30 protein-coding genes are annotated in these 24781 nt (G+C 41.5%); 21 read left to right on the top strand and 9 right to left on the bottom strand.

Annotated features, from left to right (window positions below; translation table 11 throughout):
- Positions 1-28 precede the first annotated feature (28 nt).
- The 6 genes from moaCB to lpxB all read left to right on the top strand — a co-directional run bounded on the left by moaCB (position 29) and on the right by lpxB (position 5914).
- Entirely contained in the window at positions 29-952 is a 924-nt protein-coding gene (gene moaCB, locus F973_RS03760) for a bifunctional molybdenum cofactor biosynthesis protein MoaC/MoaB (protein ID WP_004682001.1), read from the top strand.
- Positions 949-2196, top strand: coding sequence for a molybdopterin molybdotransferase MoeA (locus tag F973_RS03755; protein WP_004760078.1), 1248 nt, complete (start codon positions 949-951; stop codon positions 2194-2196). The genes moaCB and F973_RS03755 overlap by 4 nt, the downstream gene beginning before the upstream one ends.
- A gap of 14 nt (positions 2197-2210) precedes the next feature.
- Positions 2211-2966: a molybdate ABC transporter substrate-binding protein gene (gene modA / locus F973_RS03750; RefSeq protein WP_004760077.1), complete on the top strand. Its 756-nt coding sequence runs from the start codon at positions 2211-2213 to the stop codon at positions 2964-2966.
- A 12-nt stretch (positions 2967-2978) separates the two neighbouring features.
- Positions 2979-3665 carry a molybdate ABC transporter permease subunit gene (modB, locus tag F973_RS03745; protein WP_004760075.1) on the top strand — a complete coding sequence of 229 codons (687 nt, stop codon included), beginning with the start codon at positions 2979-2981 and terminating at the stop codon, positions 3663-3665.
- Positions 3665-4351, top strand: coding sequence for an ATP-binding cassette domain-containing protein (locus F973_RS03740; RefSeq protein WP_004681995.1), 687 nt, complete (start codon positions 3665-3667; stop codon positions 4349-4351). Before modB ends, F973_RS03740 begins: the two co-directional genes overlap by 1 nt.
- 378 nt (positions 4352-4729) lie before the next feature.
- A complete protein-coding gene (gene lpxB, locus F973_RS03735) occupies positions 4730-5914 on the top strand; it encodes a lipid-A-disaccharide synthase (RefSeq protein ID WP_004760074.1) in 1185 nt (394 codons plus the stop codon).
- Positions 5915-5943: 29 nt separating this feature from the next.
- Here lpxB and F973_RS03730 read toward each other — a convergent pair whose 3' ends face one another.
- Complete coding sequence (locus F973_RS03730) at positions 5944-6813, bottom strand: DUF2797 domain-containing protein (protein WP_034432238.1); 870 nt, start codon at positions 6811-6813, stop codon at positions 5944-5946.
- 30 nt (positions 6814-6843) lie between these two features.
- On the opposite strand from F973_RS03730, the gene F973_RS03725 reads away from it, so the two are divergent.
- The gene (locus F973_RS03725; protein ID WP_004681990.1) at positions 6844-7305 is read left to right on the top strand and encodes a DUF6231 family protein; all 462 of its coding nucleotides are present in this window, start codon (positions 6844-6846) and stop codon (positions 7303-7305) included.
- A 166-nt stretch (positions 7306-7471) separates the two neighbouring features.
- Entirely contained in the window at positions 7472-8095 is a 624-nt protein-coding gene (locus F973_RS03720) for a YidB family protein (RefSeq protein WP_004760071.1), read from the top strand.
- Positions 8096-8156: 61 nt separating this feature from the next.
- On the opposite strand, the gene F973_RS03715 is transcribed toward F973_RS03720, so the two are convergent.
- The 3 genes from F973_RS03715 to F973_RS03705 form a co-directional block, all read right to left on the bottom strand.
- Positions 8157-9251: a porin gene (locus F973_RS03715; RefSeq protein WP_004760069.1), complete on the bottom strand. Its 1095-nt coding sequence runs from the start codon at positions 9249-9251 to the stop codon at positions 8157-8159.
- Between the two features lie 253 nt (positions 9252-9504).
- Positions 9505-9918, bottom strand: a complete 414-nt coding sequence (locus F973_RS03710) for an HIT family protein (protein WP_004677434.1) — start codon at positions 9916-9918, stop codon at positions 9505-9507.
- Positions 9919-9997: 79 nt separating this feature from the next.
- Positions 9998-10267: a YARHG domain-containing protein gene (locus F973_RS03705; protein ID WP_004758066.1), complete on the bottom strand. Its 270-nt coding sequence runs from the start codon at positions 10265-10267 to the stop codon at positions 9998-10000.
- A gap of 375 nt (positions 10268-10642) precedes the next feature.
- Between F973_RS03705 and F973_RS03700 the strand changes: the two genes are divergently transcribed.
- Both F973_RS03700 and F973_RS03695 read left to right on the top strand, forming a co-directional pair.
- The gene (locus tag F973_RS03700) at positions 10643-10846 is read left to right on the top strand and encodes a hypothetical protein (RefSeq protein ID WP_004677436.1); all 204 of its coding nucleotides are present in this window, start codon (positions 10643-10645) and stop codon (positions 10844-10846) included.
- A gap of 88 nt (positions 10847-10934) precedes the next feature.
- Positions 10935-11135 carry a hypothetical protein gene (locus tag F973_RS03695; RefSeq protein ID WP_004760068.1) on the top strand — a complete coding sequence of 67 codons (201 nt, stop codon included), beginning with the start codon at positions 10935-10937 and terminating at the stop codon, positions 11133-11135.
- A 79-nt stretch (positions 11136-11214) separates the two neighbouring features.
- Here the strand turns inward: F973_RS03695 and F973_RS03690 are convergent, their stop codons facing one another.
- Together F973_RS03690 and F973_RS03685 are read right to left on the bottom strand one after the other, a co-directional pair.
- Positions 11215-12087, bottom strand: coding sequence for an NAD(P)-dependent oxidoreductase (locus F973_RS03690; RefSeq protein WP_004760066.1), 873 nt, complete (start codon positions 12085-12087; stop codon positions 11215-11217).
- 3 nt (positions 12088-12090) lie between these two features.
- On the bottom strand, positions 12091-13176 hold the full coding sequence (locus tag F973_RS03685; RefSeq protein WP_004760064.1) for an alpha/beta fold hydrolase: 1086 nt from the start codon (positions 13174-13176) through the stop codon (positions 12091-12093).
- Between the two features lie 135 nt (positions 13177-13311).
- On the opposite strand from F973_RS03685, the gene F973_RS03680 reads away from it, so the two are divergent.
- From F973_RS03680 to F973_RS03645, 8 genes are all read left to right on the top strand, one after another.
- Entirely contained in the window at positions 13312-14499 is a 1188-nt protein-coding gene (locus F973_RS03680; protein WP_004760062.1) for an O-succinylhomoserine sulfhydrylase, read from the top strand.
- Between the two features lie 11 nt (positions 14500-14510).
- The gene (locus F973_RS03675) at positions 14511-14840 is read left to right on the top strand and encodes a YbaB/EbfC family nucleoid-associated protein (RefSeq protein WP_004760061.1); all 330 of its coding nucleotides are present in this window, start codon (positions 14511-14513) and stop codon (positions 14838-14840) included.
- Between the two features lie 67 nt (positions 14841-14907).
- On the top strand, positions 14908-15504 hold the full coding sequence (gene recR, locus F973_RS03670; RefSeq protein WP_004677443.1) for a recombination mediator RecR: 597 nt from the start codon (positions 14908-14910) through the stop codon (positions 15502-15504).
- Positions 15505-16124: 620 nt separating this feature from the next.
- On the top strand, positions 16125-17267 hold the full coding sequence (locus tag F973_RS03665) for a ribonuclease D (protein ID WP_004760060.1): 1143 nt from the start codon (positions 16125-16127) through the stop codon (positions 17265-17267).
- A gap of 91 nt (positions 17268-17358) precedes the next feature.
- Entirely contained in the window at positions 17359-17664 is a 306-nt protein-coding gene (locus F973_RS03660) for a YcgL domain-containing protein (protein ID WP_004677446.1), read from the top strand.
- Positions 17657-18043 (top strand): hypothetical protein, encoded by a 387-nt coding sequence (locus F973_RS03655; RefSeq protein ID WP_004760058.1) that lies wholly within the window; start codon positions 17657-17659, stop codon positions 18041-18043. The genes F973_RS03660 and F973_RS03655 overlap by 8 nt, the downstream gene beginning before the upstream one ends.
- Before the next feature lie 42 nt (positions 18044-18085).
- On the top strand, positions 18086-18937 hold the full coding sequence (locus F973_RS03650; protein ID WP_004760057.1) for an AAA family ATPase: 852 nt from the start codon (positions 18086-18088) through the stop codon (positions 18935-18937).
- Between the two features lie 12 nt (positions 18938-18949).
- Entirely contained in the window at positions 18950-20137 is a 1188-nt protein-coding gene (locus F973_RS03645) for a vWA domain-containing protein (protein ID WP_004760054.1), read from the top strand.
- Positions 20138-20153: 16 nt separating this feature from the next.
- On the opposite strand, the gene F973_RS03640 is transcribed toward F973_RS03645, so the two are convergent.
- On the bottom strand, positions 20154-20567 hold the full coding sequence (locus tag F973_RS03640; RefSeq protein ID WP_004681970.1) for a type II toxin-antitoxin system VapC family toxin: 414 nt from the start codon (positions 20565-20567) through the stop codon (positions 20154-20156).
- Positions 20564-20830, bottom strand: coding sequence for an antitoxin (locus F973_RS03635; RefSeq protein ID WP_004681968.1), 267 nt, complete (start codon positions 20828-20830; stop codon positions 20564-20566). Before F973_RS03635 ends, F973_RS03640 begins: the two co-directional genes overlap by 4 nt.
- Before the next feature lie 189 nt (positions 20831-21019).
- Here F973_RS03635 and prmB point away from each other — a divergent pair, with 189 nt between their 5' ends.
- Together prmB and aroC are read left to right on the top strand one after the other, a co-directional pair.
- Positions 21020-22030 carry a 50S ribosomal protein L3 N(5)-glutamine methyltransferase gene (gene prmB / locus F973_RS03630; RefSeq protein WP_004760053.1) on the top strand — a complete coding sequence of 337 codons (1011 nt, stop codon included), beginning with the start codon at positions 21020-21022 and terminating at the stop codon, positions 22028-22030.
- A 10-nt stretch (positions 22031-22040) separates the two neighbouring features.
- On the top strand, positions 22041-23132 hold the full coding sequence (gene aroC / locus F973_RS03625; protein ID WP_004760051.1) for a chorismate synthase: 1092 nt from the start codon (positions 22041-22043) through the stop codon (positions 23130-23132).
- 156 nt (positions 23133-23288) lie between these two features.
- Here aroC and tnpA read toward each other — a convergent pair whose 3' ends face one another.
- Positions 23289-23702: an IS200/IS605 family transposase gene (gene tnpA, locus F973_RS03620; protein ID WP_004760050.1), complete on the bottom strand. Its 414-nt coding sequence runs from the start codon at positions 23700-23702 to the stop codon at positions 23289-23291.
- A gap of 20 nt (positions 23703-23722) precedes the next feature.
- Here tnpA and F973_RS03615 point away from each other — a divergent pair, with 20 nt between their 5' ends.
- Positions 23723-24781 (top strand): RNA-guided endonuclease InsQ/TnpB family protein, encoded by a 1059-nt coding sequence (locus tag F973_RS03615; RefSeq protein ID WP_034432147.1) that lies wholly within the window; start codon positions 23723-23725, stop codon positions 24779-24781.

The following is a 24781-nucleotide window of genomic DNA, read 5'->3' as shown; positions in this document are numbered from 1 at the left end:
AAATGAAAAGATTCAAGAAGGATAAGCCATGAAAGATATCGGAATGAAACCAGAGAGTTACCGCACTGCTATTGCCACCGGAATTCTGCATGCGCCGCCACACTGCATTGAATTACTGCGTAATGGTAATACCGACAAAGGTGATGCGCTAAAAACCGCCCGGATCGCAGGGATTTTAGGCGCAAAACGTACTGATGAACTCATTCCTCTATGTCATCCACTGCCAATTTATCGGGCCGATGTGGAATATGAGCTTGAAGAAGCCCATGTAGTGATTACTGCGGTAGTGGAAACGATTGGTCCAACGGGTGTGGAAATGGAAGCACTGACAGCAGTCAGTCTGACAGGTTTGACCCTTTACGATATGCTGAAACCACATTGTGAGCCGGAAGAATTATGTCTGGATCAGGTTAAACTGGGGCAAAAAAAGGGAGGAAAATCACATTTCACCCGTGTTCTGAAAGAACCTTTAGCAGCCTCTGTCATTGTACTTTCTGATACCGTGGCATCTGGCAAGAAAGCCGACACAGCTGGGCAGAATGTGATGGAAATTCTGGAAGAAGCTAATTTTGGCTATATCCACTATCAGGTGATTTCGGACAGCCCTGAACAGCTAAAAGCTTTAATTGAACAGCAAAAAAATGAATATTCATTAATTCTGACAGTGGGTGGTACGGGACTTGGCCCTAAAGATCTGACAGTGGAAACTATTCAACCCTTACTAACCCGTGAAATTCCGGGACTGATGGAAGCTGCACGCAGTTTTGGTCAACGTCGTACACCTTACGCAGCACTGAGCCGCGGGGTCGCAGGTTATATTGAAAACAGTCTGATCCTTACCTTACCAGGTAGCCGCCAAGGGGCTAAAGAATCCTTAGTGGCGATTTTACCTGCACTCGTACATCTGTTTGATGTACAGAAAAATATTCCCCATGCAGGAGGTTATCAATGAACTCTGCTGTAACGACAGCACATTCCGCCTGTGGCAGTGAACTCGGCCTAATTTCTGTCGATCAGGCTCTGCAGATGATTCTAGATCATACTGATCATCTAGGCGTTGAAACACTGCCCTTAAGTCAGGCACTGAACCGTTTTGTAGCCGAAGATATTTACTCAAAAACTCAGCTGCCGATATTTTCGCAAAGTGCTGTAGACGGTTATGCCATCTGTATGGATACCGACATGCCAGCAGAAAGTAGTTTTGAGCTGATCGGGGAAATTCGTGCTGGACAGGGAGCTGATCTGATACTTGAACCAGGTCAGGCAGTACGCATCTTTACTGGTGCGAAAATTCCGTTGCAGACCACGACGGTGGCACGACAGGAAATTGTACAGCTCAGGGACTCGACCATTATCTTGACTGAAGCCTTGCGACTGGATGCTGATATTCGTCAAGCGGGTGAAGAAATTCGTATGGACCAATGTCTGGCTGTTCAGGGGCAGCAACTCAGTATTGGGACAATTGCAGCCTTAAGTATGGCAGGGATCCAGGAGGTTTCAGTTTATCACTATCCTAAAATTGCAGTGGTGATTACTGGGGATGAAGTGGCTGACACTGTGGAAGACCTGAATTCCGGCAAAATTTTTGATGCCAATGCTCCTTTAATTCAAGCCTGGTTCCAGTCCAGAAACCAGCAGGTTGAGATCATGCATGTTGCCGATACCGAACAGGCGGTCAGCGCGCTATTTCAAAGGTTGAGAACCCAGTATGATCTGATTTTGACCACTGGTGGTGTATCGGTAGGAGATTATGATTTTGTCCGCCCGGTAGCACTGAAAATTGGTTTTGAACAGTTATTCTGGAAAGTCAAACAGAAACCTGGCAAGCCAATGTTCTTCGCCAAATCTGAGCGACCCGATCAAAATCCATGTTATTTACTCGGCCTGCCGGGTAATCCGGCTGCAGTCTATATAGCCATGCAGATCTATGTATCAACCTTAATCAGTACGGTACAAGGTCAAAAGCAATTACCGCAATGGTTTAGTGCAGTAATAAGTCATGACTTGAAAGTTGATAGCCGGGAACGTTTTTTGCGTATGGCATTAAGTTTTGACTCGGGAATGCTAAAGCTTTCCAGCTTGCCGAAGCAACAGTCACATATGCTGAGTAACCTGATGCAGGCCAATTGTATTGTCCGTATTCCGGCAGCGCAAAGCATCCAGGCCGGTCAGATCCTGCAAGGTCTGTTTATTTAAGGAATATGTCACCGATGAAAAAGGGATTGATCTTATTCAGTGCAGTTTTACTGTCCTGTTCAGTCCAGGCCGGAAGTACCGTCCGAGTTTATGCGGCCGCCAGTCTGAGCAATGCGGTGACGGAGATTGCCAGACGTTATGAAAAACAGTATCCCTCAATCAAAGTAGTGCTGGTCTTTGCAGCATCTTCATCGCTCGCCCGACAAATTGAAACTGGCGCACCGGCTGATATTTTTTTCTCTGCCGATCAGGACTGGATGAACTATCTGGTAAAAAAACAAAAAATAGCTAGATCTCAAGTAAAGCCCTTATTAACCAATGAACTGGTATTAATCATTCCTCTACAGCGTCAGCAAAGCTTTCAGGCCAGTTCTCAATTTAATTTTGCCCAGTCCTTTCAGGGGTATGTATGTACCGGACAAATGGAATCTGTGCCTGTCGGTAAATATGCCAAACAGAGTCTAACCAATCTGAAATGGTTAAAGGGTCTGCAAGGCCGCATTGTCGAAACAGATAGTGTTCGTTCGGCCTTGGCTTTTGTGGAACGTGGTGAATGTCAGGCTGGGATGGTGTATAAGACCGATGCGTTACAGAGTAAAAAAGTGAAAATTGCTGGGATCTTTCCAGCTCATACGCATAGCCCGATTGTCTATCCAATTGCCTTGACTGAGCAGGGCAGTAAAAATGCCGATGCAGTCAATTTCATGCATTTTATGAGTCAGCATACCGAGGCGAAAAAGATTTATCAGCACTATGGTTTTAAACTCTAGGATGGTTCCAGTATGCTGACACCAGAGGAACTCAGTGCATTGTATCTGTCAGCAAAAGTTGCAGGTTTTGCCACAGCGATCAGTTTACCGTTTGCCATTTTATTGGCTTGGATTCTGGCACGTTATGAGTTTCGTCTGAAATATGTGGTGGAAACACTGTTGCACCTGCCGATGGTTTTACCACCTGTGGTATTGGGCTATTTATTATTGATCGTCTTTGGTGGCAATGGTTGGATTGGACAATGGTTGCAGCAGTGGGGCATTCAGCTGGCTTTTAACTGGAAAGGTGCAGTGCTGGCTGCCATGATTGTGGCTTTCCCCTTAATGGTGCAACCGATCCGGGTGTCATTTCAGATGATTAATCCGCAGCTGGAACAGGTAGCAAATTCTTTGAGTGTTCAGCCCTATAAAGTTTTTTGCAGTATCAGCTTACCGCTGGCGTTGCCTGGTATTCTGATTGGCGGTATTCTCTGTTTTAGCCGCAGTCTTGGCGAGTTTGGTGCCACCATCACCTTTGTTGGCAATATTCCTGACGAAACCCGCACTATTCCGATTGCGATCTATTCCCTATTACAGCAACCTGATGGCGAACAGATGGCTTTACGACTAATGCTTTTATCTTTAGGTCTGGCTTTTGCAGCATTATTGGCGAATTACTGGATTATGCAAAAATATCAGCAGAAAATTCAGGAGCGCTAATGCTGCAATGTGAGTTTCATTATCAAAAGGATGCCTTTAGTTTAGATGCAGCAGTCCAGATGCAGAATTCTGTCCTGGGAATTGTTGGACCTTCGGGAGTAGGCAAAACTACTTTTCTTAAATTACTCCTTGGACTCTATCAACCACGATCTGGCTATATTCATTTAAATAAACAGATCCTGACTGATACAAATCAGAAAATTCATATTCCAGTCCATCAGCGTAAAATCGCTTTGATATTTCAGCAGGCGATGCTGTTTCCACATATGAATGTTGAACAGAACCTGCTTTATGCCAAAAAATGGGGCAAATTGGAACAGGAGAAATTCCAATTAAAAGAGATTGCCGAATTACTGGAAATTGATCATCTATTGCAGCGTCGGGTTCAGCAATTATCGGGTGGGGAAGCACAGCGTATTTCGATCGGGCGGGCGCTGTTGTCCAGTCCTAAATTACTGCTCTTGGATGAGCCATTGACTGGCCTAGATACCAAACTGAAACAGCAGATCCTGCCATTTTTTACTCGCATCCGTGATGAAATACAGGTGCCGATGATTTATGTGACCCATCATCATGAAGAGCTGGAACAGCTGGATGCAGAAATTATTGAATTACAGGATCATCAGCTAAGTAATTCACCGATTTTGAGTTTGAAGCAATCTACTATGATAAGATTAATCCGTTAGGTCAGGTGGCCTAACTTAAATAAAAAAGTCTCCGACAAACCCGGTACAATTCACCCAGTATGAATGTGAAAGCAAAAAGATAAAAAATACTGAGTCGATAGACAAAAGTTGGTGTGGTGGATTTAGCCATAAACAGTCATAAAAACACTAAGCCGAGAAGAAATAAAATATGAAAATGATTATTGTTAATAATATTATTTAAGTAAAATTCAAGAAATTGTTCCTTTATCGCAAATCCAGATGGTATGAGGATTATTTAATGCTATCTTGGATGAGAAGCAATTTCTACTGCACATCAACAAATTACATGATTTTTTATGATTCGGTGTAAAATCATTTTGTTAGAATACTTTTAAATACTGGCAAGGGGCTTAGGTCTTGTTAAAGCAAAAACTAAAAATTGGCATTGTTGTGGGTGAAGTCTCTGGAGATACTCTAGGGGTAAAGCTTATGCGTAGTTTTCGCGAGCAAGGAATTGATGCTGAATTTGAGGGGATTGGTGGTCCACAAATGATTGCTGAGGGTTTCCATAGTTATTACCCAATGGAAATTCTATCCATCATGGGGATTGTTGAAGTGTTAAAGGACCTGAAAAAATTATTTGCAGTCCGCGATGGTCTGGTTGAGCGCTGGACTGAACATCCAGTCGATATTTTTATTGGGATTGATGCACCTGATTTTAATTTACGTTTATCCAAAAGCATCAAGGAAAATAATCTACCCATTAAAACCGTTCAGTATGTCAGCCCATCGGTCTGGGCATGGCGGCAAGGACGGGTACATGGCATTAAACGAAGTATTGATTTAGTACTGTGCTTATTTCCCTTTGAAAAAACCTTTTATCAAAACTATGATGTGCCTGCGGCATTTGTCGGGCATCCATTGGCAAAGCAATTGCCCTTAAAAAACTCAATTACCGAAGCAAAACACCACCTTGGACTGTCTGCCCATAAAACCCATATTGCGTTGCTCCCTGGTAGCCGTCGGGGTGAAATCGAGCGTTTACTGCCTTTATTAATCGGTACAGCCGAAATTTTGCATAAGAAATATCCCGATCTTGAGTTTTTAATCCCTGCAATTAATGACGCACGTAAGCAGCAGATTGAGCAAGGAATTCAGAATATGGATACCGAACTAAAGGTAAAAATCCATATTCTGGAAAATACTGATGCAGAATCCAAAATTGGTCGTATGGTGATGAATGCCAGCGATATTGTGGCACTTGCCTCTGGTACGGCGACGCTTGAGGCCATGTTGTTGCATCGGCCAATGGTGACGTTCTATAAACTGAACTGGCTGACTTATATTATTGCCAAGTTTCTGGTTAAAATTCCTTATTACTCATTGCCGAATATTATCGCAGGCAAAAAAGTGATTGAGGAACTGATTCAGGCAGATGCCACACCACAGCATTTGGCAGCAGAAATTGAACGCTTGATGCATCACGAAACCGCACATATTCAAATGATGCAACACCTGAGTATGCATAAACAGTTAATCTCAGGAAATACAGAAGACCCCGTACAGGCAATTTTGAGTTGCTTAAAAACAGAAGAAGTATAAAAAAGGTGGCTTAAATGCCACCTTTTTATTTATGCACGTAGGATTAATTCATAACCCGTATATTTACGGATATTGATCACCCCAATATCCAGTAATAAATACTGACCTTTAATGCCCTGCAAGACACCACGAATTGTGGGTGTCTTGTCCAGATTTAACGATTTAATCTTTTCTGGATATTGCTTAACTGGATAAATAAATTCTCTGGGTAATTCATTTTCCAGAAACTCCAGATTTTCATTAAACTCAAGGTTTTGACTAAATTCATCACGAATTGTTTGAATTTTAGGAGCAAATTCCTCAAGAATCTGGTCGCGCTGCTTAATCAGGTTTAAAGGTTCAGCTTCACCTTTAAGCAATTTACGCCAGTCAGTCTTATCGGCAATCTGTGTGCCAAACAAAGTTTCCAAATGCCCAGACAAACGACGTGAACCCACTTTCAGGATGGGAAGCGCCTGCGTTGCGCCTTGGTCCAGCCAACGGGTTGGCATATTCACAATTCGGGTAATCCCGATTTTTAGGGCACTTGAATTGGCCAAATAAACGATATGAGGCTGGAAGCAAACGCTATGCGCGAACTCATCCTCACGGCATGTATCCAGATGGTAATGGCAGGTTTCGGGTTTCATAATACACAAATCACATTCCGCCTTGGTTTTAAAACATTTAAAACAATGACCCTGTGAATATGACTTTGGGGTTTTGGCACCGCATGAGGTACAGAAAATATTACCTGTCCATTCAATCTCCAACTCCTGACCCAAGACAAAGGGTAGGTCGATTTCTGAACGATCCAGTATAAATTTATATTCAACATTTGCCTTGTGTATTGCCTGATCAGGTACACTATGCGTCTTGAGCGCTGCGTGCATTTTATGGCAAATGCCTTGTAGTTCCATCATCCTCTCTCTTTTCAACTTAGGTGGCTTATGGCTGGACAAAATGTCATCACTTCGATGCTAGACGATTTATCTAAGGAACAGCCCATTGCTACCGCACTGTGTATTGGTCAAAACATTGACCATCATGCTTCAATTCAATGGCATTATTTTAACGTAACTGACTTTTTAAATCTGCCATTTACACAGCGTTATGATTTAGGTTTTGTATTATTTGATACTGAAGAAATGCAGGACATCAATCAAACGCAAAAGGCACAGTTATTGGTGAAGTTGCGTGACCTCATGGCAAAACGAATTGTTGTGGTCAGTAAACTGGATGATGAAAAGCTCTTGCGTTCGCTGGGTTTTACCCAATTGATTGATAAAACGACTCATGACAGTAATTTTGCCTTATGGCAGTTTAATATCTTGACCTATAAGCATGTACCAGACTGGTTTAACTCGAAGTTCTGGGCCAATCCTGAAAACTGGAATAAATTCCGCTGGTAAATCTCAGCAATGATTTAATTTCTATGGAACTTCAACCATTCAATAGGCAAGATTGGATAGAGATTTATCGCAAGCTCTTGCAAAATTTAACAATTCAATTTTGTTTTGTGTATTCAAAGCAGCGTATTCTTTTTGGATAAATAATTTCAAAAGGAACATATAAGTCATGACAGATTTAACCAACATTGTTGAAATTTTAGCAAAACAGGCTTTAGGCAGTCAGCAGCAATCAGGTCAGGGTGGTGGTTTAGGCGGAATTTTAGGTTCGGTATTGGGACAACTTGGTGGACAACAGCAACAAAATACTCAAAACCAGCAACAAGGTGGTCTAGGTGGAATTCTTGGTTCTGTGCTAGGCCAATTAGGCGGCGATGGCAATACTTCAACACAAAGTAATGCGGCAGGTGGTAAGACAGCACAAACCTTATTAATCGCCGTTTTGCCTTTAATTCTTGCATGGATTCAAAAACAGGGCGGTTTGCAAGGTGCATTGGATAAACTGAAAAATGCAGGTTTAGCCAATCAGGTACAAAGCTGGGTCGATCCACAACAGCAAAATGCACAGGATATTCCAGCGCAAAATATTCAAAGCCTATTTGATGACCAAGATGTGGAGCAGGTTGCCCAGCAAACCCAAACGCCAAAGTCAGCAATTTATGGTGCAATTGCTTCAGTCTTGCCCCAAGTGATTGATTCCTTAACACCACAAGGTGGAAACACTAATCCACAGGAAGCCAACAATGATATTCAACAAGTTTTAAACTTGCTCAGTGGTTTCTTAAAGAAATAAAATGGATAAAACAAAAGGGCATATCGCCCTTTTGTTTCTTTATTTAGAACTGAACTTCAAATTAGAAGTTATATTCCATACCTAAACCAATATTGGTTTTCTTATCATCTTTAGTTAACCAGTCACGTTTTTGCTGAGCAACAATACCGTAGAAACGAGCTTGTTTGTTGATTTGGTAGTCAGCACCTACACCGTAAAGGTCTTGTTGACGGTCTTTCATACCATCGACTTCAGTCGTTGCAGAAATGTACTGTGCTTTTAACTTCACAGGGGTAGCACCAATTTTGTATGCCGCTGTTACACCAAACGCATCTTCTTGTAAGCCTTTATAAGAAGTTACAACAGCAGGAGTACCTTTCGTTACAGTAACAGTATCATCAGTTGGTTGGGCAGTTTGCCATAAAGCACCCAATACTAAACCACTAGCACCCATTGCGCCCAAGTCTAAAGAACCTGTTACACGCACAGCATCGGTATAAATACCAGTTAAATCTGAGTAAGCATTGAATTTTGAAGCGATCGCACGGTTTGCAGCAACTGCAGCAGCTAAGCCCATATCTTTGTTTTCATACGTAAGAGATGCTGAAACACCATCACCGAAACCATCACGACTACCTTCGTAACCTTTAGCTTTGCTGTTTGCACCTTCTGATTCTTCACCTTGTTGGAACATGATGTTAAATGCTAAGCCACCCAGTAATTTTTTATCAGTCTCAAAACCAATTACGTTAGTTAAGCGATCTTCACCAACAAGAACTTTAGTCATGTCAAGTTCATTGTGATCGTTAAAAATATCTTGGTTATTACCAGCTGCAGTTTTAAAGTAAGAATCGTATTGACCAACTTTTAATGTTGCAACGCCGTTAGATTTAATACCGACAAAACGGTTACGGTTTTTAAATACATCACCGTCTCCATCAGCACTAATTTCCCATTCCGCTAAATAAACTGCTGAAAGGTTATCTGTTAATTTTTCTTCGCCTTTCACGCCAATACGTGAAGCATTTGAATTTACTTTTGTTACGCTTTCATCTTTAAAGCCGTTGTTGTCAATATTGTCCAAAGTCACACTGAGCTTACCATACAATGTTGGTGCTGCTTGCGCTGCATTCATGGCTAAAGTTGCTACAGTAGCAGCAAGAAGCAATTTTTTCATTGAGATTTCTCCAAAACACTTTTTTGTAAATGGCATATGCCTTAGTTACTGTAATAAGCTTGCTTATGTACAAAAAGTTACACAGCTCACTGACTTGTATGCAGTATCGGCAAACTTTATGACAGAGAAGTGAAAGGAAAATGACAATTTAATGACAGTTTATATTTGGTAATAATTCTATTTGTTATTGATTATTAAATAGTTATCAAATAAAAAAACGGAGTAACAACTCCGTTTACGAAAAAATTATCAGTTACAGGGCTGCCTTAATCTTTTCAGCAAGCGCCTTAATCTTCTCCTGATCACCCATTTGAGCCGCATGACGACCTAGATGATGAATTGAGCTTGGAATCAAATGAAAGTGCACATGTGGCACAGTTTGACCCGCAGCTTCGCCAGAAAGTTGCATGAGTACAATACCCTTAACATCCAATGCAGACTCAATCGCACGGGCAATCTTTTGAACGATCTGGATGGTGTAGGCGGCTGCATCGGCAGGTAGGTCTAACAATGTCACTGCGGGAGTCTTTGGAATCACTAAAGTGTGACCCTCTGCCTGAGGCATGATATCCATAAAGGCAAGAACCTGATCATCTTCATAAATTTTAATCGCGGGCAATTCGCCACGAAGAATTCGGGCAAAAATATTTTGGTCATCGTAGGCCATGATGAGTCCCTTAATATGAATAATTCAAGTTTCCTCTCCTAAAGGCTAAAAGGAGAGGACAAAATCTAATAATCAGTTTCTATTTACAGTTTAGCTCTTTTTGGCGAGCTTTAATCTCATCGAGACGTTGTTGCTCTTTGTCAGAAAACTTTGGTTTGGTGGTATGGCAGTTTTCATTGCCGTACTTGGCTTTAGCATCTGCATCCTTGAAACAGAAACCCTTAGACGCATAAATGAGGTTATAGTCATCCTGCAACTTTTTACAGTCTTGTTCTGGGGCTGCGGCTTGAACACTAAACCCTGTAAGAGTTATTAATCCAGCAAAAACCGCAACTGTAAACTTCTTCATGAGGTGATCCTCTAATTTAAAAGGTATAAACCAAAAGTCTTGTGGAATAGAAATATTCTACATGCTTTGGTCGCAACGTTAGTACTAATATAAGGCGTATTAATGAAAATTCAATAGTGTATTTGAATATCTAATAAGCTTTTTCAACTTGATCTTATGCCAGACCAAGATCATTTATCAATGGGATGAATACACTGACGATTGCAGAGTTGGTTTTGCATCTGCCTTTTACTGAAGAAGAAATCAATGTTCGGAAATCGGTATTGGGACTTTATAGACGTAACAGGCAAATGAGAAACAAATGCATGACAGTGCTCTCACGAAGCGTTACATATGCTTGTGATATATATTTCTCCAATAATTAAGGAGATAAGTATGTTAGTCAAAATTGATTCTGAAAATTATTTGAATACTCAGCACATTGTGGCGGTTTCTACTTTTACTTCACCAGATGGCAATGTAAAGATAACGATTGATACAGTTACCGCAGCAAGCGGTCATGGTTCATACGTGGTAAACCAGAGTAATGAGGAAGAAGCGTCCAGACTGCTTAATTTATTAATAGACTCATTCAAATAATTACAAAAATGATGACTGTTCACTGTTGAATCTGTCTGGCAATTATTTAAGCATGAAGTGACATAGCTTGATTAAGGAATAAAACAACATGATAGATCAGAATAAGCCTTTAAATTTTCAAGATGATGATGAACCTCTGGATTTTGAAGATGAGGAATTTATAGATGATAAGAAAGAGGATGAGTTATACAACAGCATTACCCAAGATGGTTCCAGTGTTGACCCAGCCGATGATGGTGAACGGCATATTCGCCCAAAAGATGGTGATCCAATAGAAATTGAGGAATAAACAAGACCCGCTTTATTAAGCGGGCTTTTTTAGACTGGTATCTTAATTAGATATAAAATATTGTTTTTAAATGGTAATTCTATTCCAGTGTAATTTTACTCCATGATTCATACAGTTTAACTGCTGCGGAGAAATCACTATTCGCTTCGGCAGTTAAACTTGCAGCCTGAATCAAGCTTTGGGTCAGGGCAAGTATAGGCGCTGGAAGTTTCGCGTTATGTACTAAATCTAGCGCAATTCCTGTATCTTTTGCCAATAAAGGCAAGGCAAAGGTGCAGGGAAACTCACGACTCAGTACGCGTTGAGGAAAAATATTTTCGGTGACTAGACTTTTGCCACTGGAAGCATTAATACAGTTGAGTGCCGCGTCCAGATTGACACCATGTGCCTTTAATGTGGTAAATCCCTCGGCAACTGACCATAAATTGACGGCAAGCAACATATTGTTGATGGCTTTTACTGCAAAGCCTGCACCTGAATCACCAACATGCTGAATCAATTTTCCAACGGCTGCCATCGCAGAATAAGCACGCTCAAAAGCACTAACATCGCCACCTACCATTACGGTTAAAGTCGCATTTTCTGCACCGATGGTTTGTCCACTCACAGGTGCATCGAGAAAATCGACGTTCTGTACTTTTAGCTTTTCGGCCAGACGGCGAGCTGTCTCGGGCACACCACTGGTACAGTCAATCCAGATTGCACCTGATTTAATATTCACACCATCAATCAAGGCTTCAACATCTGCACTTGTTGGCAGGCATGAAAAGATAATATCTGCCTGTACTGCCTGAGCCAGTTCAACCGCTATAGTTCCATATTCTGTTGCATGTTGTTCAGCTTTACTAAAGTTTCGATTCCAGACATAAACTTCCTCGAAATGCTTTGGTAGATGGGCTGCCATACGATAGCCCATAGCGCCTAAACCGATAAATGCAACAGATTGACTCATAGTTTACCTTTTGATAGGAGTTGATCGTTCGGCCAACCAGTTGGTCAGTGTTGGCCAGAACTCAATAGAACTGTTTTGACTGGACATTAAACCTAAGTGTCCGCCAGGGATTAAAGTAAAGGTGACATCCTGACTGCTTGTCAACTGGGTCAGTGGAAAAGCGGCATCGGAAGTCACCAGTTGATCACTTTTACCCGCACCAACCAAGAGCGAACAATTGATATTCTTCAGTTCAATCGTCTCATTCTTGAGTTTGATTGCACCATGCTTCAATGGATTTTGTAGCCATACATTAAACAGCATGTCCTGATTGATACCACCTGGATAGTCAATCATGTTATTCAGGAAATGGCTCAGTGTGGCATTTTCCTGAACCAGCTTGAGATTATCCAGATTTTTGAGTAATTGGATATTGCCATCAATCCAGCCTTTTGGATCAAGTAGTTTAAACCCTAAAGAGTTTAGGAAGCCTGGTGAATGAATCATCAGCTTTGGCAAACGGTTATAGGCATAATCTTTAATGGTTGGGTTACGCGTCGTAATATATGCCAGTGTTTTGTATAGTTTGCCAATATAGCCTGAAGCATAACTGTCAATTGGGCTACCGAGTACGACCAGATTTTTAACTGGATTGGATGGATGGCGGGCTGTGTAAAGTGTGACAAAAATGCCAGCCATACTCCAGCCATGTAGAGAAATTTTTTCAGATTTAGAATGTTTTTGAATCGCTTCAATACAGCGTGGAATAAACTTATCAATAAATGACAAGAAATTAACCTGATAGTTTTTATAAGTGAGTTTGCCCCAGTCAATCAGGTACACATCAAAACCACTGTCCTGGAAATGTTTGACCAAAGAGCGATAAGGATATAGGTCATAAATATCCATATTAATCGCAAGCGGCGCAACAAAGACCAGTGGCTCTTTATAACGTTTGTTTTCTGAGGCATAAAAACGAACACGGGTTTGTTTAAACTCGGCAATCACTTGATAGGCGGTTGATTGAGACAGCACCAGCCGATCTGTGTCAAATACACGCATGGCTAAATGTTTAAAGTTTATTTTTTGTTGTTCCACAAGCGATTTCATCTTTGAAAGTCTCATCATGAGTCAAGATTGCACGAAGTCTAAGCGATAATTTCATCTTACGCCTTGACCTTAAATACCCTGGACGCTCAAAATGTTGGCATATTGAAGCATGATGATCATAAGGCATACAAAACCATGAATCCAAGCGATGATTTAGAATATCAACTCGACACTCTGGCAATTCGCACAGGGCATGATCGCACCTTTGAGGGCGAACATAGTGAACCTATCTTTTTAACCTCATCGTTTGTTTGCGAAAGTGCAGCTGATGCCGCTGCAAAATTCTCTGGGCAAATTGCAGGTAATACCTATTCACGTTATACCAATCCAACCGTACAGGCTTTTGAAAAACGTTTGGCTGTTCTGGATGGCGCAGAGCGTGCGGTAGCAACCAGTTCAGGGATGGCAGCAGTACATGCCATGTGTATGGCGTATTTAAAAGCGGGCGATCATGTGATTTGTTCACGCGCCGTTTTTGGTTCAATCATTGCCTTATTTGAAAAGTACGTTGCAAAATTTGCTGTTGAAGTGACTTTTGTTGATTTGGGTGATCTTGAGGGATGGGAACAGGCAATTCGTCCAAATACACGACTATTGTTTATTGAAACGCCGTCCAACCCACTGGCTCAGGTGGGCGATATGCAAGCAATTGCAAATATTGCCCACGCGCATGGTGCTTTATTTGCAGTGGATAACTGTTTCTGTACACCTGTGTTACAGCAGCCGATTAAGTTTGGTGCCGATTTGGTTCTTTATTCAGCAACTAAATATATTGATGGTCAGGGACGGGCTTTAGGTGGTGCAGTTGTTGGTAAGAACGATTTGGTTGAAGAAATTAACGGCGTTGTGCGTACCCTTGGTAATTCAATGAGTCCATTCAATGCATGGATTTTTCTAAAAGGCTTGGAAACGCTCAGTATCCGTATGAAAGCGCACTGTGAAAATGCACAAAAACTGGCTGAATGGTTGCATCAACATGACAAGGTTGAAAAAGTGTATTACGCAGGTTTGCCTGACCATCCTGGGCACGAGCTTGCTAAAAAACAGCAAAAAGGTTTTGGTGGTGTGGTTTCATTTGTTGTAAGAGGTGAGCGTCAAGGCGCATGGACGGTGATTGACAACACGCGTTTCCTATCGATTACCAGTAATCTGGGCGATGTAAAATCAACAATTACCCATCCAGCAACCACCTCGCATGGTAGAATGTCTGCCGAAGCCAAACAAGCCGCAGGGATTGAAGAAGGATTGATCCGTGTATCTGTTGGCTTGGAAGATATTAATGATATTATTCGTGACTTATCACGCGGTTTAGATTTGATTTAAGAGAGAGACTTATGAATATCAATATGCTCATGCAGCAAGCCCAGCGCATGCAAAAGGATATGGAATCCAATATTAAAAAAGCCAAAGAAGAGCTTGCAAAAACCGAAGTTCACGCTGAAGCGGGTGGTGGTTTGGTTAAAGTGACCATGACCTGCCGCAATGTTGTAAAGCGTATCGAAATTAGTCCAGAGCTGTTACAGGACGAAGCGGACATGATCGAAGACTTGATCGCTGCTGCAATCAATGATGCGGTACGTCAGGCCGAAGTCATTTCTGAAGAAAAGCTTCAAGGTGCCAACTCAGGTATGGGCTTGCCACCAGGTTTATCTGGTTTATTATAATTCAAGAAAATCTCCAGCCCTTTTATAAAAGGCTGGAGAAGCTTTTGTAAAACAATCGAGTCTATTTGTGTTTAGTGAACGATTTGAACAATTGGTTCAGGCATTACGTATATTACCCAGTGTTGGTCCAAAATCAGCACAACGTATGGCATTGCATTTGCTGATGAAAAACCGTGAGGGTGCATTTGCTTTATCACACGCCTTACATGAGGCATCAAGCCATATCCATGAGTGCCGCATTTGTCATTCCTTAACTGAAAACGAAATTTGTGACATTTGTGCCTCTGTGGAACGGGATGAACAACTTCTCTGTGTGGTTGAATCACCTGCGGATGTAATGGCAATTGAACAAAGCGGCAGTTTTCGTGGCAAGTACCATGTACTCGGTGGGCATTTGTCACCGTTGGATGGGATAGGCCCTGAGGAAATTGGAATTCCCTATCTGGTTCAACGCCTAAGTGAGGGGAAAATTGAAGAGGTGATTCTTGCCACCAATGCGACAGTTGAGGGGCAGGCAACGGCGCATTATCTGGTTGAGGCAACTAAACATTTGCCAATTCACATGACTCGAATTGCTCAAGGTGTACCTCAGGGTGGTGAACTTGAATATGTGGATAGTCATACGCTCAGTCAGGCTGTACACAACCGCATGAAGATGAAATAGGATGTTTATCCATTATTATTTTATCTACTTTAAATTTATCCGAATAGCCGTAAAACCTCGGGGTTTAGCCCGAGGATATAAGGCTGCAATCCGCTAGTCCCCCTTGTGGGGATTGGCTAGGATTGCTAAAAACATTTGAATCTAGTAATCCATGTGCTATGATAATTACGTTGTATATTTTTAGTCAGCAGACTGATACAACACGAAAAAAAACAGTTTTCCCCATTGTAATCCGTGCACTCTTTGCAATCCGAAAGGTAGGACTACATTGGAATAAGAAGCAGAGAACTATAGTATCTGTTTCGTGGCAGGACATTGCCATCTAGCAGTAGGAATCCCCGTCCTTTAGGTCGGGGAGGATGTCAAGCTGTTAATTTAAACAAATAATTAAGTTTTACATTTTGTCTAACATTATCGTTGATATATTTGCTGTAATTTGTGGCACTATGGACAGGCGAAAAGGATTTTCGTTTTTTTGATGATAAGGAAAAAGGAGTAATATCATGTATTGCATGTGGAACACTGATTAAATTTATTTTTGTATTTGATTTCGCTTGAGCAATGACTGCAATTTGGCAGTGCCATTGCTAATGGTTCTTTATTATTTTACTTGAGCAAATATGTTTCAGTTTATCCAGCAGCAACAAGATTTAGCTGTTCTCCTTACTCAAATGGAACAATGTTCCATCTATGCACTAGATACTGAGTTTATTAAGGTTGATACCTTATATCCAAAACTTGGGGTGTGCCAAATCAATTTAAATGGCCAGGTTTCCTTGTTGGATGGAACTGCACTGGATTTGGTAAAGTTCTGGCAAAAAATATTTGATGCACAACAGAACATTTTCCATGCCTGTGGGGAAGATATTGACCTGATCTATCACTATGCAGACCAGAAACCACTTGGCAATGTCTTTGATACTCAAGTGGCAATGGCTTTTTTGGGACATGGCCTACAAGTCAGTTACCAGAATGCCTTAAAAACTCGTTTGAATATTGATATAGAGAAAGACCAGACACGTTCAGACTGGTTGGCTCGACCGCTCACTCAGGAGCAAATGAGCTATGCAGCCAATGATGTTCTTTATTTAACCAAACTTGCTGATGCATTGAAGAATGACCTAAAAGTGAAAGGTCTCTATCAATATGTATTGGAGGATTGCCAAAATCTCACCAAAGAAATTGCACTGGAAACGCCACTTGCAGCGCTTTATACCGATATTGGTAATTACCGCCATTCACGCAGGGAGCTAATGCAGTTACAGCAACTTAGCATCTGGCGCGAACAAATCACCAAGGCACTCAATCAACCACGCAGTTTTATCCTTAAAAATGCCACCATGATTGATTTGGTGGAGAAAAATCCACGTAATAATTTCCAGCTTGCTCAGGTGAAAGGCATACGTCCGAATATTGTGCGTGAACATGGTAAAACCATTTTAGATTTATTGAAGTTTTTGCCACCTGAAAATGAGTGGCCATTAAGAATGGCTCGGCCTGTAAAAAGTAATTCTAAGGAAGTGGCACCACAAATAGAGATTTTAATAGAGCGTGTGGTTCTTGAAACAGCCGTTCCCAAAGAAGTTTTGCTGCGAAAAAAATGGCTGAACGCGATTTATGAGCATGTGGTTTTTCATCTGGATGAGCAGGATTTACCCAACTATTTATTGGGCTGGCGTTATGAAATCTTAACCAGACCATTGATTGAACTGTTGCGGCAGGATATTGAATATTTGGGCACACAGATGAAGATTTCCCAGTAAACAAAACACGACTGCTGCGTTAACATTCCTTGATGTACCTGTTATTTTTTTCATGTATGCTGTTTTTGATTGATAAGAGTTGTGAGTAAACATGCACTGCGATATTTATAGATCGAGCAAAAAAGACGAAATGTATATGTATATTGCTCGTCCAAACTATCCTGATGACAAGGAACCAGAAAATCTGTTTGATGGTATTCCTGAAGCCGTGTTGCAAGCATTTGGCAAGGCGACTTTTGTCATGCATCTGGAGCTGCACAGTGAGCGCAAGCTTGCCCGTGTGAACGTTCTTCATGTTTTGGACTCACTACACACCAAGGGATTTTTTATCCAGATGCCGCCTGAGGGATTAATTAATCCAAATGCGGTGGAACCAGAGGGTTTGCGCGGTGCTTGAAACTTTAACAGCGATCTGGTCCAACATCCTGTCAGTGCTGGATCAATTCCCTGAAGAGAATGTTGCGATCATTGTTTATGTGACAGGAACACTCATTGCATTATGGTGCTGGTATCGCCTGATGTCGCGTTTACCCAATCCAGTCGGTGCAATCCTATGGATTATTGTATTTGCCATTCTGGCAACGCCTACGATTTCCGAGGGCCCTAATTCGGCATTAGCACCAGCAGTCTTTGGCCTGATTTTTGGTATATTGACCAAAGAGCATATTTTAATCTGGTCAAACCTGTCATTAATCCTGTTTGTCATTGGTGTAGGTCTACTGGTTGGATTTTGCTGGTCAAAGTATTCCGCAAATAAAACTGTACGTTCCGCTTAAATATTCACACTAAAGTAAAGATAGAAAAATAAGGTTGTTTAAATGTCTGCTGATACTCAACACTTCACTGGTACAGATCAATATATTGCAACTGAAAGCCTTAAACTGGCAGTAAAAGCTGCGCGTGCTTTGCAAAAACCACTTTTGGTCAAAGGTGAGCCAGGCACAGGTAAAACCTTGCTTGCAGAACAGGTGGCTGAAAGTCTGGGTTTAAAGCTGATTACCTGGCATATCAAGTCAACCACCAAAGCCCAGCAAGGCCTGTATGAATATGACGCTGTTTCACGTTTACGTGACAGTCAGTTGGGTGATGATCGTGTTTATGACATCAAGAACTATATTAAACCAGGTAAATTATGGGAAGCCTTTACCAGCGAAGAACGTTGTGTATTGCTGATTGATGAAATTGACAAGGCTGATATTGAGTTTCCAAATGACTTGTTACATGAACTCGATAAAATGTCGTTCTATGTCTATGAAACAGGTGAGACCATTACTGCGACCCAACGTCCAATTGTGATCATCACCTCAAATAATGAGAAAGAACTTCCAGACGCGTTTTTACGCCGTTGTTTCTTCCACTATATTGAGTTCCCAGATGAAGCCACCATGCGTGACATCATCGCGGTTCATTTCCCGAATATCGCAAATACTTTGGTCAGTGAAGCCCTACAGGTGTTCTTTAAGTTACGTGAAATTCCAAACTTGAAGAAACCCCCATCAACCTCTGAATTGATCGACTGGTTAAGCCTACTCATGGCAGATGATATGCCTGAGGATGTGTTGCGTAATCACGATAAGTCAAAAGCGATTCCGCCGTTGTATGGCGCGTTAATCAAGAATGAACAAGATGTGCAACTGCTTGAACGTTTAGCATTTATGTCACGCCGCTAAGAGTGTTTACCAATGTTTGTACGATTGTTTTACACCTTGCGCAAATATGGTGTACCTGTAACAACTCGTGAGCTGATTGATCTCAATCAGGCGGTGGCATCAGGTCTGGTTTTTGCAGATCAGGAAGAATTCTATCAATTGGCTAAAACCATTTTGGTCAAGGATGAGCGTTTCTTTGACAAGTTTGACCGTGCCATGAAAGACTATTTTGATGGCATCGAAACTTTTGATCTTGATGAATTACTTAAACAAGTTCACAAATTGCCAAAAGACTGGTTTGATCTTGAGCTATTGGAGAAACATCTCACTCCTGAACAACGTGCAGAACTACTCAAAGCAGGTTCGCTTGAAGAACTGATGAAAATGCTGGAAGAACGCTTGCGGGAACAGCATAAAAAACATCAGGGTGGCAATCGTATGATTGGTACAGGTGGAACTTCACCTTTTGGTGCTTTTGGTGATCATCCAGAAGGTGTTCGCATCGGTGGGCCAGGGCGTAAACGTTCAGCGGTAAAGGTGTGGGAACAGCGCAAATACCAGAATCTTGATGGCGATCAGGTATTGGGAACACGCCAGATGCAAATTGCGTTGCGTCGTTTACGTAAGTTTGCCCGTCAGGGTGCAGCCGAAGAACTCGATGTCGATGGTACCATCCGTGAAACGGCCAAACAGGGTATTCTGGATGTACAACTCGTGCCTGAGCGCCGTAACCGCATTAAAGTGCTGATGCTGTTTGATGTGGGCGGTTCAATGGATGCTTATATCGCTGAATGTGAGAAGTTGTTTAGCGCCGCAAAATCAGAATTCAAAACGCTGGAATATTTCTACTTCCATAACTGTCTTTATGACTATGTATGGAAAGACAACCATCGCCGTAGTTCAACACGCATGAATACATGGGATCTATTCCATACCTATGGACGTGATTACCGTGTGATTGTGGTGGGTGATGCCAGTATGGCACCATACGAACTCAAGTCGGCAGGTGGTTCAGTTGAATATATGAATGATGAGTCGGGCGAAGTATGGCTTAGACGTTTACGTCAGCATTTTGACAAAACCGCTTGGTTAAATCCTGAAATGGAAGGTTACTGGCATTACACCCAGACCATTAACTGGATCAAAGAAATTTTTGAAAATCATATGTATCCAATGACACTAAAAGGCATTGAAGATATGACCAAATATTTATCTCGTTAAACTTCATAAGGCTGATTCATGTTGGATCAGCCCAGTTTTCCAGTGTTAAATCTGTAATGCGATTAAATTCCTTACAATTGTTGCTCACCAAAATACATTTTTCGGCAAGTGCATGACTTGCAATCCATAAATCATTATTACCAATCGGTGTTCCAGCTTGTTTGAGTAATAGTGCATGATGAGCATAGTACTCACAAAGTTGTTGTTGAGTACTATAAAGGACAGGGATTCGCAGAATCAGGTTTTCAAGCTGTTTTAAAACAACAGTCTTTCGCTGACTGCCGTAGGCTCCTTTTAATAATTCCGCATAACTGATAAATGACATACACAATTCATCATCCTGTGAGAGTTGATTGACTCGTTCAATCACACTCAGGGGTTTATTCTTCATGAAATAGATCAGAATATTGGTATCCAGCATATATTTCATAAAGCATCACGCTCTTGTACTTGGTTATCCTCTAAACGATTTTTTTCTAGAGCCTCAACAAAGTCATCATCAAATTCATTTAAGGCTTGCCATAATGCTTCACCTCGATTTTCATTTAAATCTGCAATAGGATGAATGACCAAATCTCCATTCTGATTCAAAAAAATTTCTACCCGCTTGGTATTTAAACGAAATTCTTGTGGAATACGAACGGCTTGACTATTGCCATTCATAAATACACGAGATGTAATTGATGTGCTCATCATAGCCTCCAATGTATGTACACATAGTGTGTACATTAAAGCATTAAATCAAAATATTGAATAGTATTTAATCAATCCAATTGATCTATTTTTTGTTTTCAGTGGATTAATGATGAAACATTAAAAAATAGTTGAAAAACACGATAGAATAAGCCGTTTTGCAATCTTCCTTTGCCTGTGGAGACCTACGTGGATCGACCAACCATTCCCCCTGAACATTTACAAGAAGCGTCTGAGCATTTATCAACAATTCGGGATTTTATCCGTTTTGGGGTGAGCGCATTACGCCAATACGATGCACATTTAGGGCAAGGTACAGAAGATTATTTTGCAGAAAGTTCAGCTCTGGTTTTGCAAACATTGTCACTGGAATGGTCTGCTGATGCAGAGATTCTAGATGCTAAACTTTTACCAAGTGAAAAAGCTGAATTTTTAAGTTTATTGGAACGCCGTATTAATGAGCGTGTTCCGACCTCATATTTATTGAATCTTGCATATTTCTTTAATAAACCTTTTTATGTGGATGAGCGTGTACTGATTCCACGTTCACCAATTGCAGAGGTGATTGAACAACGTTTTGCGCCATATTGTCTGGATGAAAATGGGCAGATGCGTGAAGCCTTGAATAATTTACCTGAGAATCCAGCAGCAAAAACGCCGCAACGTATTCTGGATATGTGTACAGGTTCGGGATGTATTGCTGTGGCCTTGGCTTATGCTTTCCCAGACTCGGAAGTGGATGCAACCGATATTTCCAAAGAAGCTCTCGAAGTCGCTTCAATCAATGTAGAGCATCATAACAAGCAATATCAAATTGCATTGCTTGAATCTGATGTATTTGCAAAAATTCCTGCTGAAAATCAATATGATCTTATCGTGAGCAATCCTCCTTATGTCGATGCAGAAGATATGGCGGACTTACCTGATGAATTCCTGCATGAACCTGAGTTAGCCTTGGCTGCGGGTCAGGATGGTTTGGACCTTGTTCGTAAAATGCTGGCTCAGGCGGCTGACTATCTTACAGAGGATGGCCTGATTGTGATTGAAGTGGGCAACTCTGAATGGGCAATGCGTCAAAACTTCAACACGGTTGATTTCCACTGGTTAACTTTCCAGAAAGGTGGTTCTGGTATTTTTGCATTAACTGCTGAACAATGCCGTCGTTATAAAGATCTATTCCAGCAATCCATTCAAAATTAAGGGGCTAAAAATGGCAGGGAACAGTATTGGTCAGCTTTTTCGGGTAACCACCTGTGGCGAGTCGCACGGTGTTGGATTAATGGCGATTGTTGACGGTGTACCACCAGGTTTGGAACTATGCGAAGATGATTTACAAAAGGACCTGGATCGCCGTAAACCAGGAACCTCAAAGTTTGCGACCCAGCGTAAAGAACCTGATCAGGTTGAAATTATTTCAGGTGTTTTTGAGGGTAGAACTACAGGCACACCAATTGGCCTGTTGATTCGCAATACAGATCAGAAATCTAAAGACTACGGTAATATCGCGCAGACATTCCGCCCTGGACATGCTGATTATACCTATACACAGAAATATGGCTTCCGTGACTATCGTGGTGGTGGCCGTTCAAGTGCGCGTGAAACGGCAATGCGAGTTGCCGCTGGTGCAATTGCCAAGAAATATCTTGCTGAAAAATTTGGTATTGATATTCGCGGCCATGTCACACAAATTGGTAATGAAGTTGCTGAGAAGCTGGATTGGTTGGAAGTACCGAACAACCCATTTTTCTGTGGGGATGTTGATGCAGTGCCGCGTTTTGAACAGCTTGTAACCTCATTACGTGAACAAGGAACCAGTTGTGGTGCAAAACTGGAAATTCTTGCTGAAAAAGTACCAGTGGGCTGGGGTGAACCTGTTTTTGATCGTCTGGATGCTGATATTGCCCATGCCATGATGAGCATTAATGCCGTTAAAGGTGTCGAAATCGGTGATGGCTTTGCTGTTGCAGGGCAGTTTGGTCACGAAACCCGTGATGAACTGACCACAGATGGTTTCCTCGCCAATCATGCTGGCGGCATTTTAGGGGGGATTTCAAGTGGTCAAACCATTCGTGTTGCGATTGCCTTAAAACCAACTGCAAGTATTACCACCCCAGGAAAAACCATTACAATTGAGCGGGAAAATACGGATGTGTTAACCAAAGGTCGTCATGACCCATGTGTGGGTGTGCGTGCCACGCCAATTGCCGAAGCCATGCTGGCGATTGTGTTAATGGATCATTTCCTACGCCATCGCGCACAGAACGCAGATGTGATTTCACCATTTCAGCCAATCGAACCTTAATTTAATATAAGCTTATAATTAGGCCACACATAGAATGAATCATATGTGTGGCTTTAATAGTATTTTAAATATATCTTTAAAACTTTTTAAGTATTATCCATTGGAGCGTAAAACCTCGGGGTTTAGCCCGAGGATATAAGCGACTGGCGTAAGCCATTAATGCGGTGTTTGCTGTTGTTGAATATACTGCTTAATAATCCCAATAGGTGCACCTCCGCATGATGCAGCGAAATAACTAGGCGACCATAAGGCATTACCCCATAATTTGCTTTTAATTTCAGGGTGTTTGGTTCGTAAAATTCGACTAGATGCACCTTTCAAGCTATTTACCAAACTAGAAATAGCGACTTTAGGTGGATAATTGACGAGCAAATGTACATGGTCATGTTCACCGTCAAACTCTACCAACTCAGCTTCAAAGTCCAAGCATACACGCTCAAATACTTCACGCATCGTTTCAAGCATTGCTTTAGTAAAAACATCACGCCGATATTTAGCCACAAAGACTAAATGAACGTGCATATTAAAAACACAGTGGCGACCTGTTCTAATCTCTTGACTATTACTCATAGACCAAATATATTTTAAGTATGAAAACACTTAAATTACGCATAAAAGACAAACATTGCAAGGTGCTAAATCAGATGGCATCTGAGGTGAATTTTGTCTGGAATTACGTGAATGATTTGTGTTTTAAACATCTACAACGAAAACAACAATTCTTTTCAGCATACGACATTGCCAAATACACAAAAGGCACATCGAAAGAATGCAATTTGCATAGTCAAACCATTCAAGCCATAACAGAAGAACTCATTACACGCAGAAAGCAATTCAAAAAAGCAAAATTAAAATGGCGAGTCAGCAATAAAAAATCAGCTAGGCGTTCATTGGGCTGGATACCGTTCAAGAAAGTAGCAATCAAATATGCTGATGGCTATGTTCAATACGGCAAGCATCAATTCAAACTATGGGACAGCTACGGACTAAGCAAATACAATGTTAAAACAGGCTCGTTTGTAGAGGATAGTCGTGGGCGTTGGTATGTCTGTCTTGTAGTTGATTCAATTAAAACAGAGAAAACCAGCGCTAAAACCTCAATTGGCATAGACTTGGGTTTAAAGGATTTAGCCACTTGTTCAGATGGAGTAAAGCTCAAAGCCCCTAAAATCTATCGGCAATATGAACAAAAACTTGGCATAGCTCAACGTGCGAGAAATAAAAAGCGCGTCAAAGCGATTCACGCCAAGATTAAAAATATACGTCAAAACATGTTGCATCAATTCAGTCATAAACTGGTGAATGAACATGCAGCAATCTTCATTGGCAATGTGAATGCCAAAGCACTAGCACGGACTAAATTAGCTAAGTCTGTATTAGATGCAAGTTGGACAACACTAAGAACCATGCTCAAGTATAAATGCGAGAACGCAGGGGCATGGTATGAAGAAGTCAATGAGGCCTATACCACCCAAACTTGTTCGTGCTGTGGCTCACGCTGTAGTAGTCCGAAAGGTAGAGCAGGCTTAGGAGTAAGAGAATGGCAGTGTATGGAGTGCGGTACGCTCCATGATCGGGATGTAAATTCCGCACTGAATATTCTTGCGCTCGGACATGAGCGTCTCGCAGGAGGAATCCCCGTCCTTTAG

Origin of the sequence: Acinetobacter sp. CIP 102129, assembly GCF_000368305.1 — a bacterium.
In the GTDB taxonomy this organism is placed as follows: Bacteria; Pseudomonadota; Gammaproteobacteria; order Pseudomonadales; family Moraxellaceae; genus Acinetobacter; species Acinetobacter parvus.
Note: the sequence above shows the minus strand (reverse complement) of the source record. Positions and strands in the feature narration are given on the sequence as shown.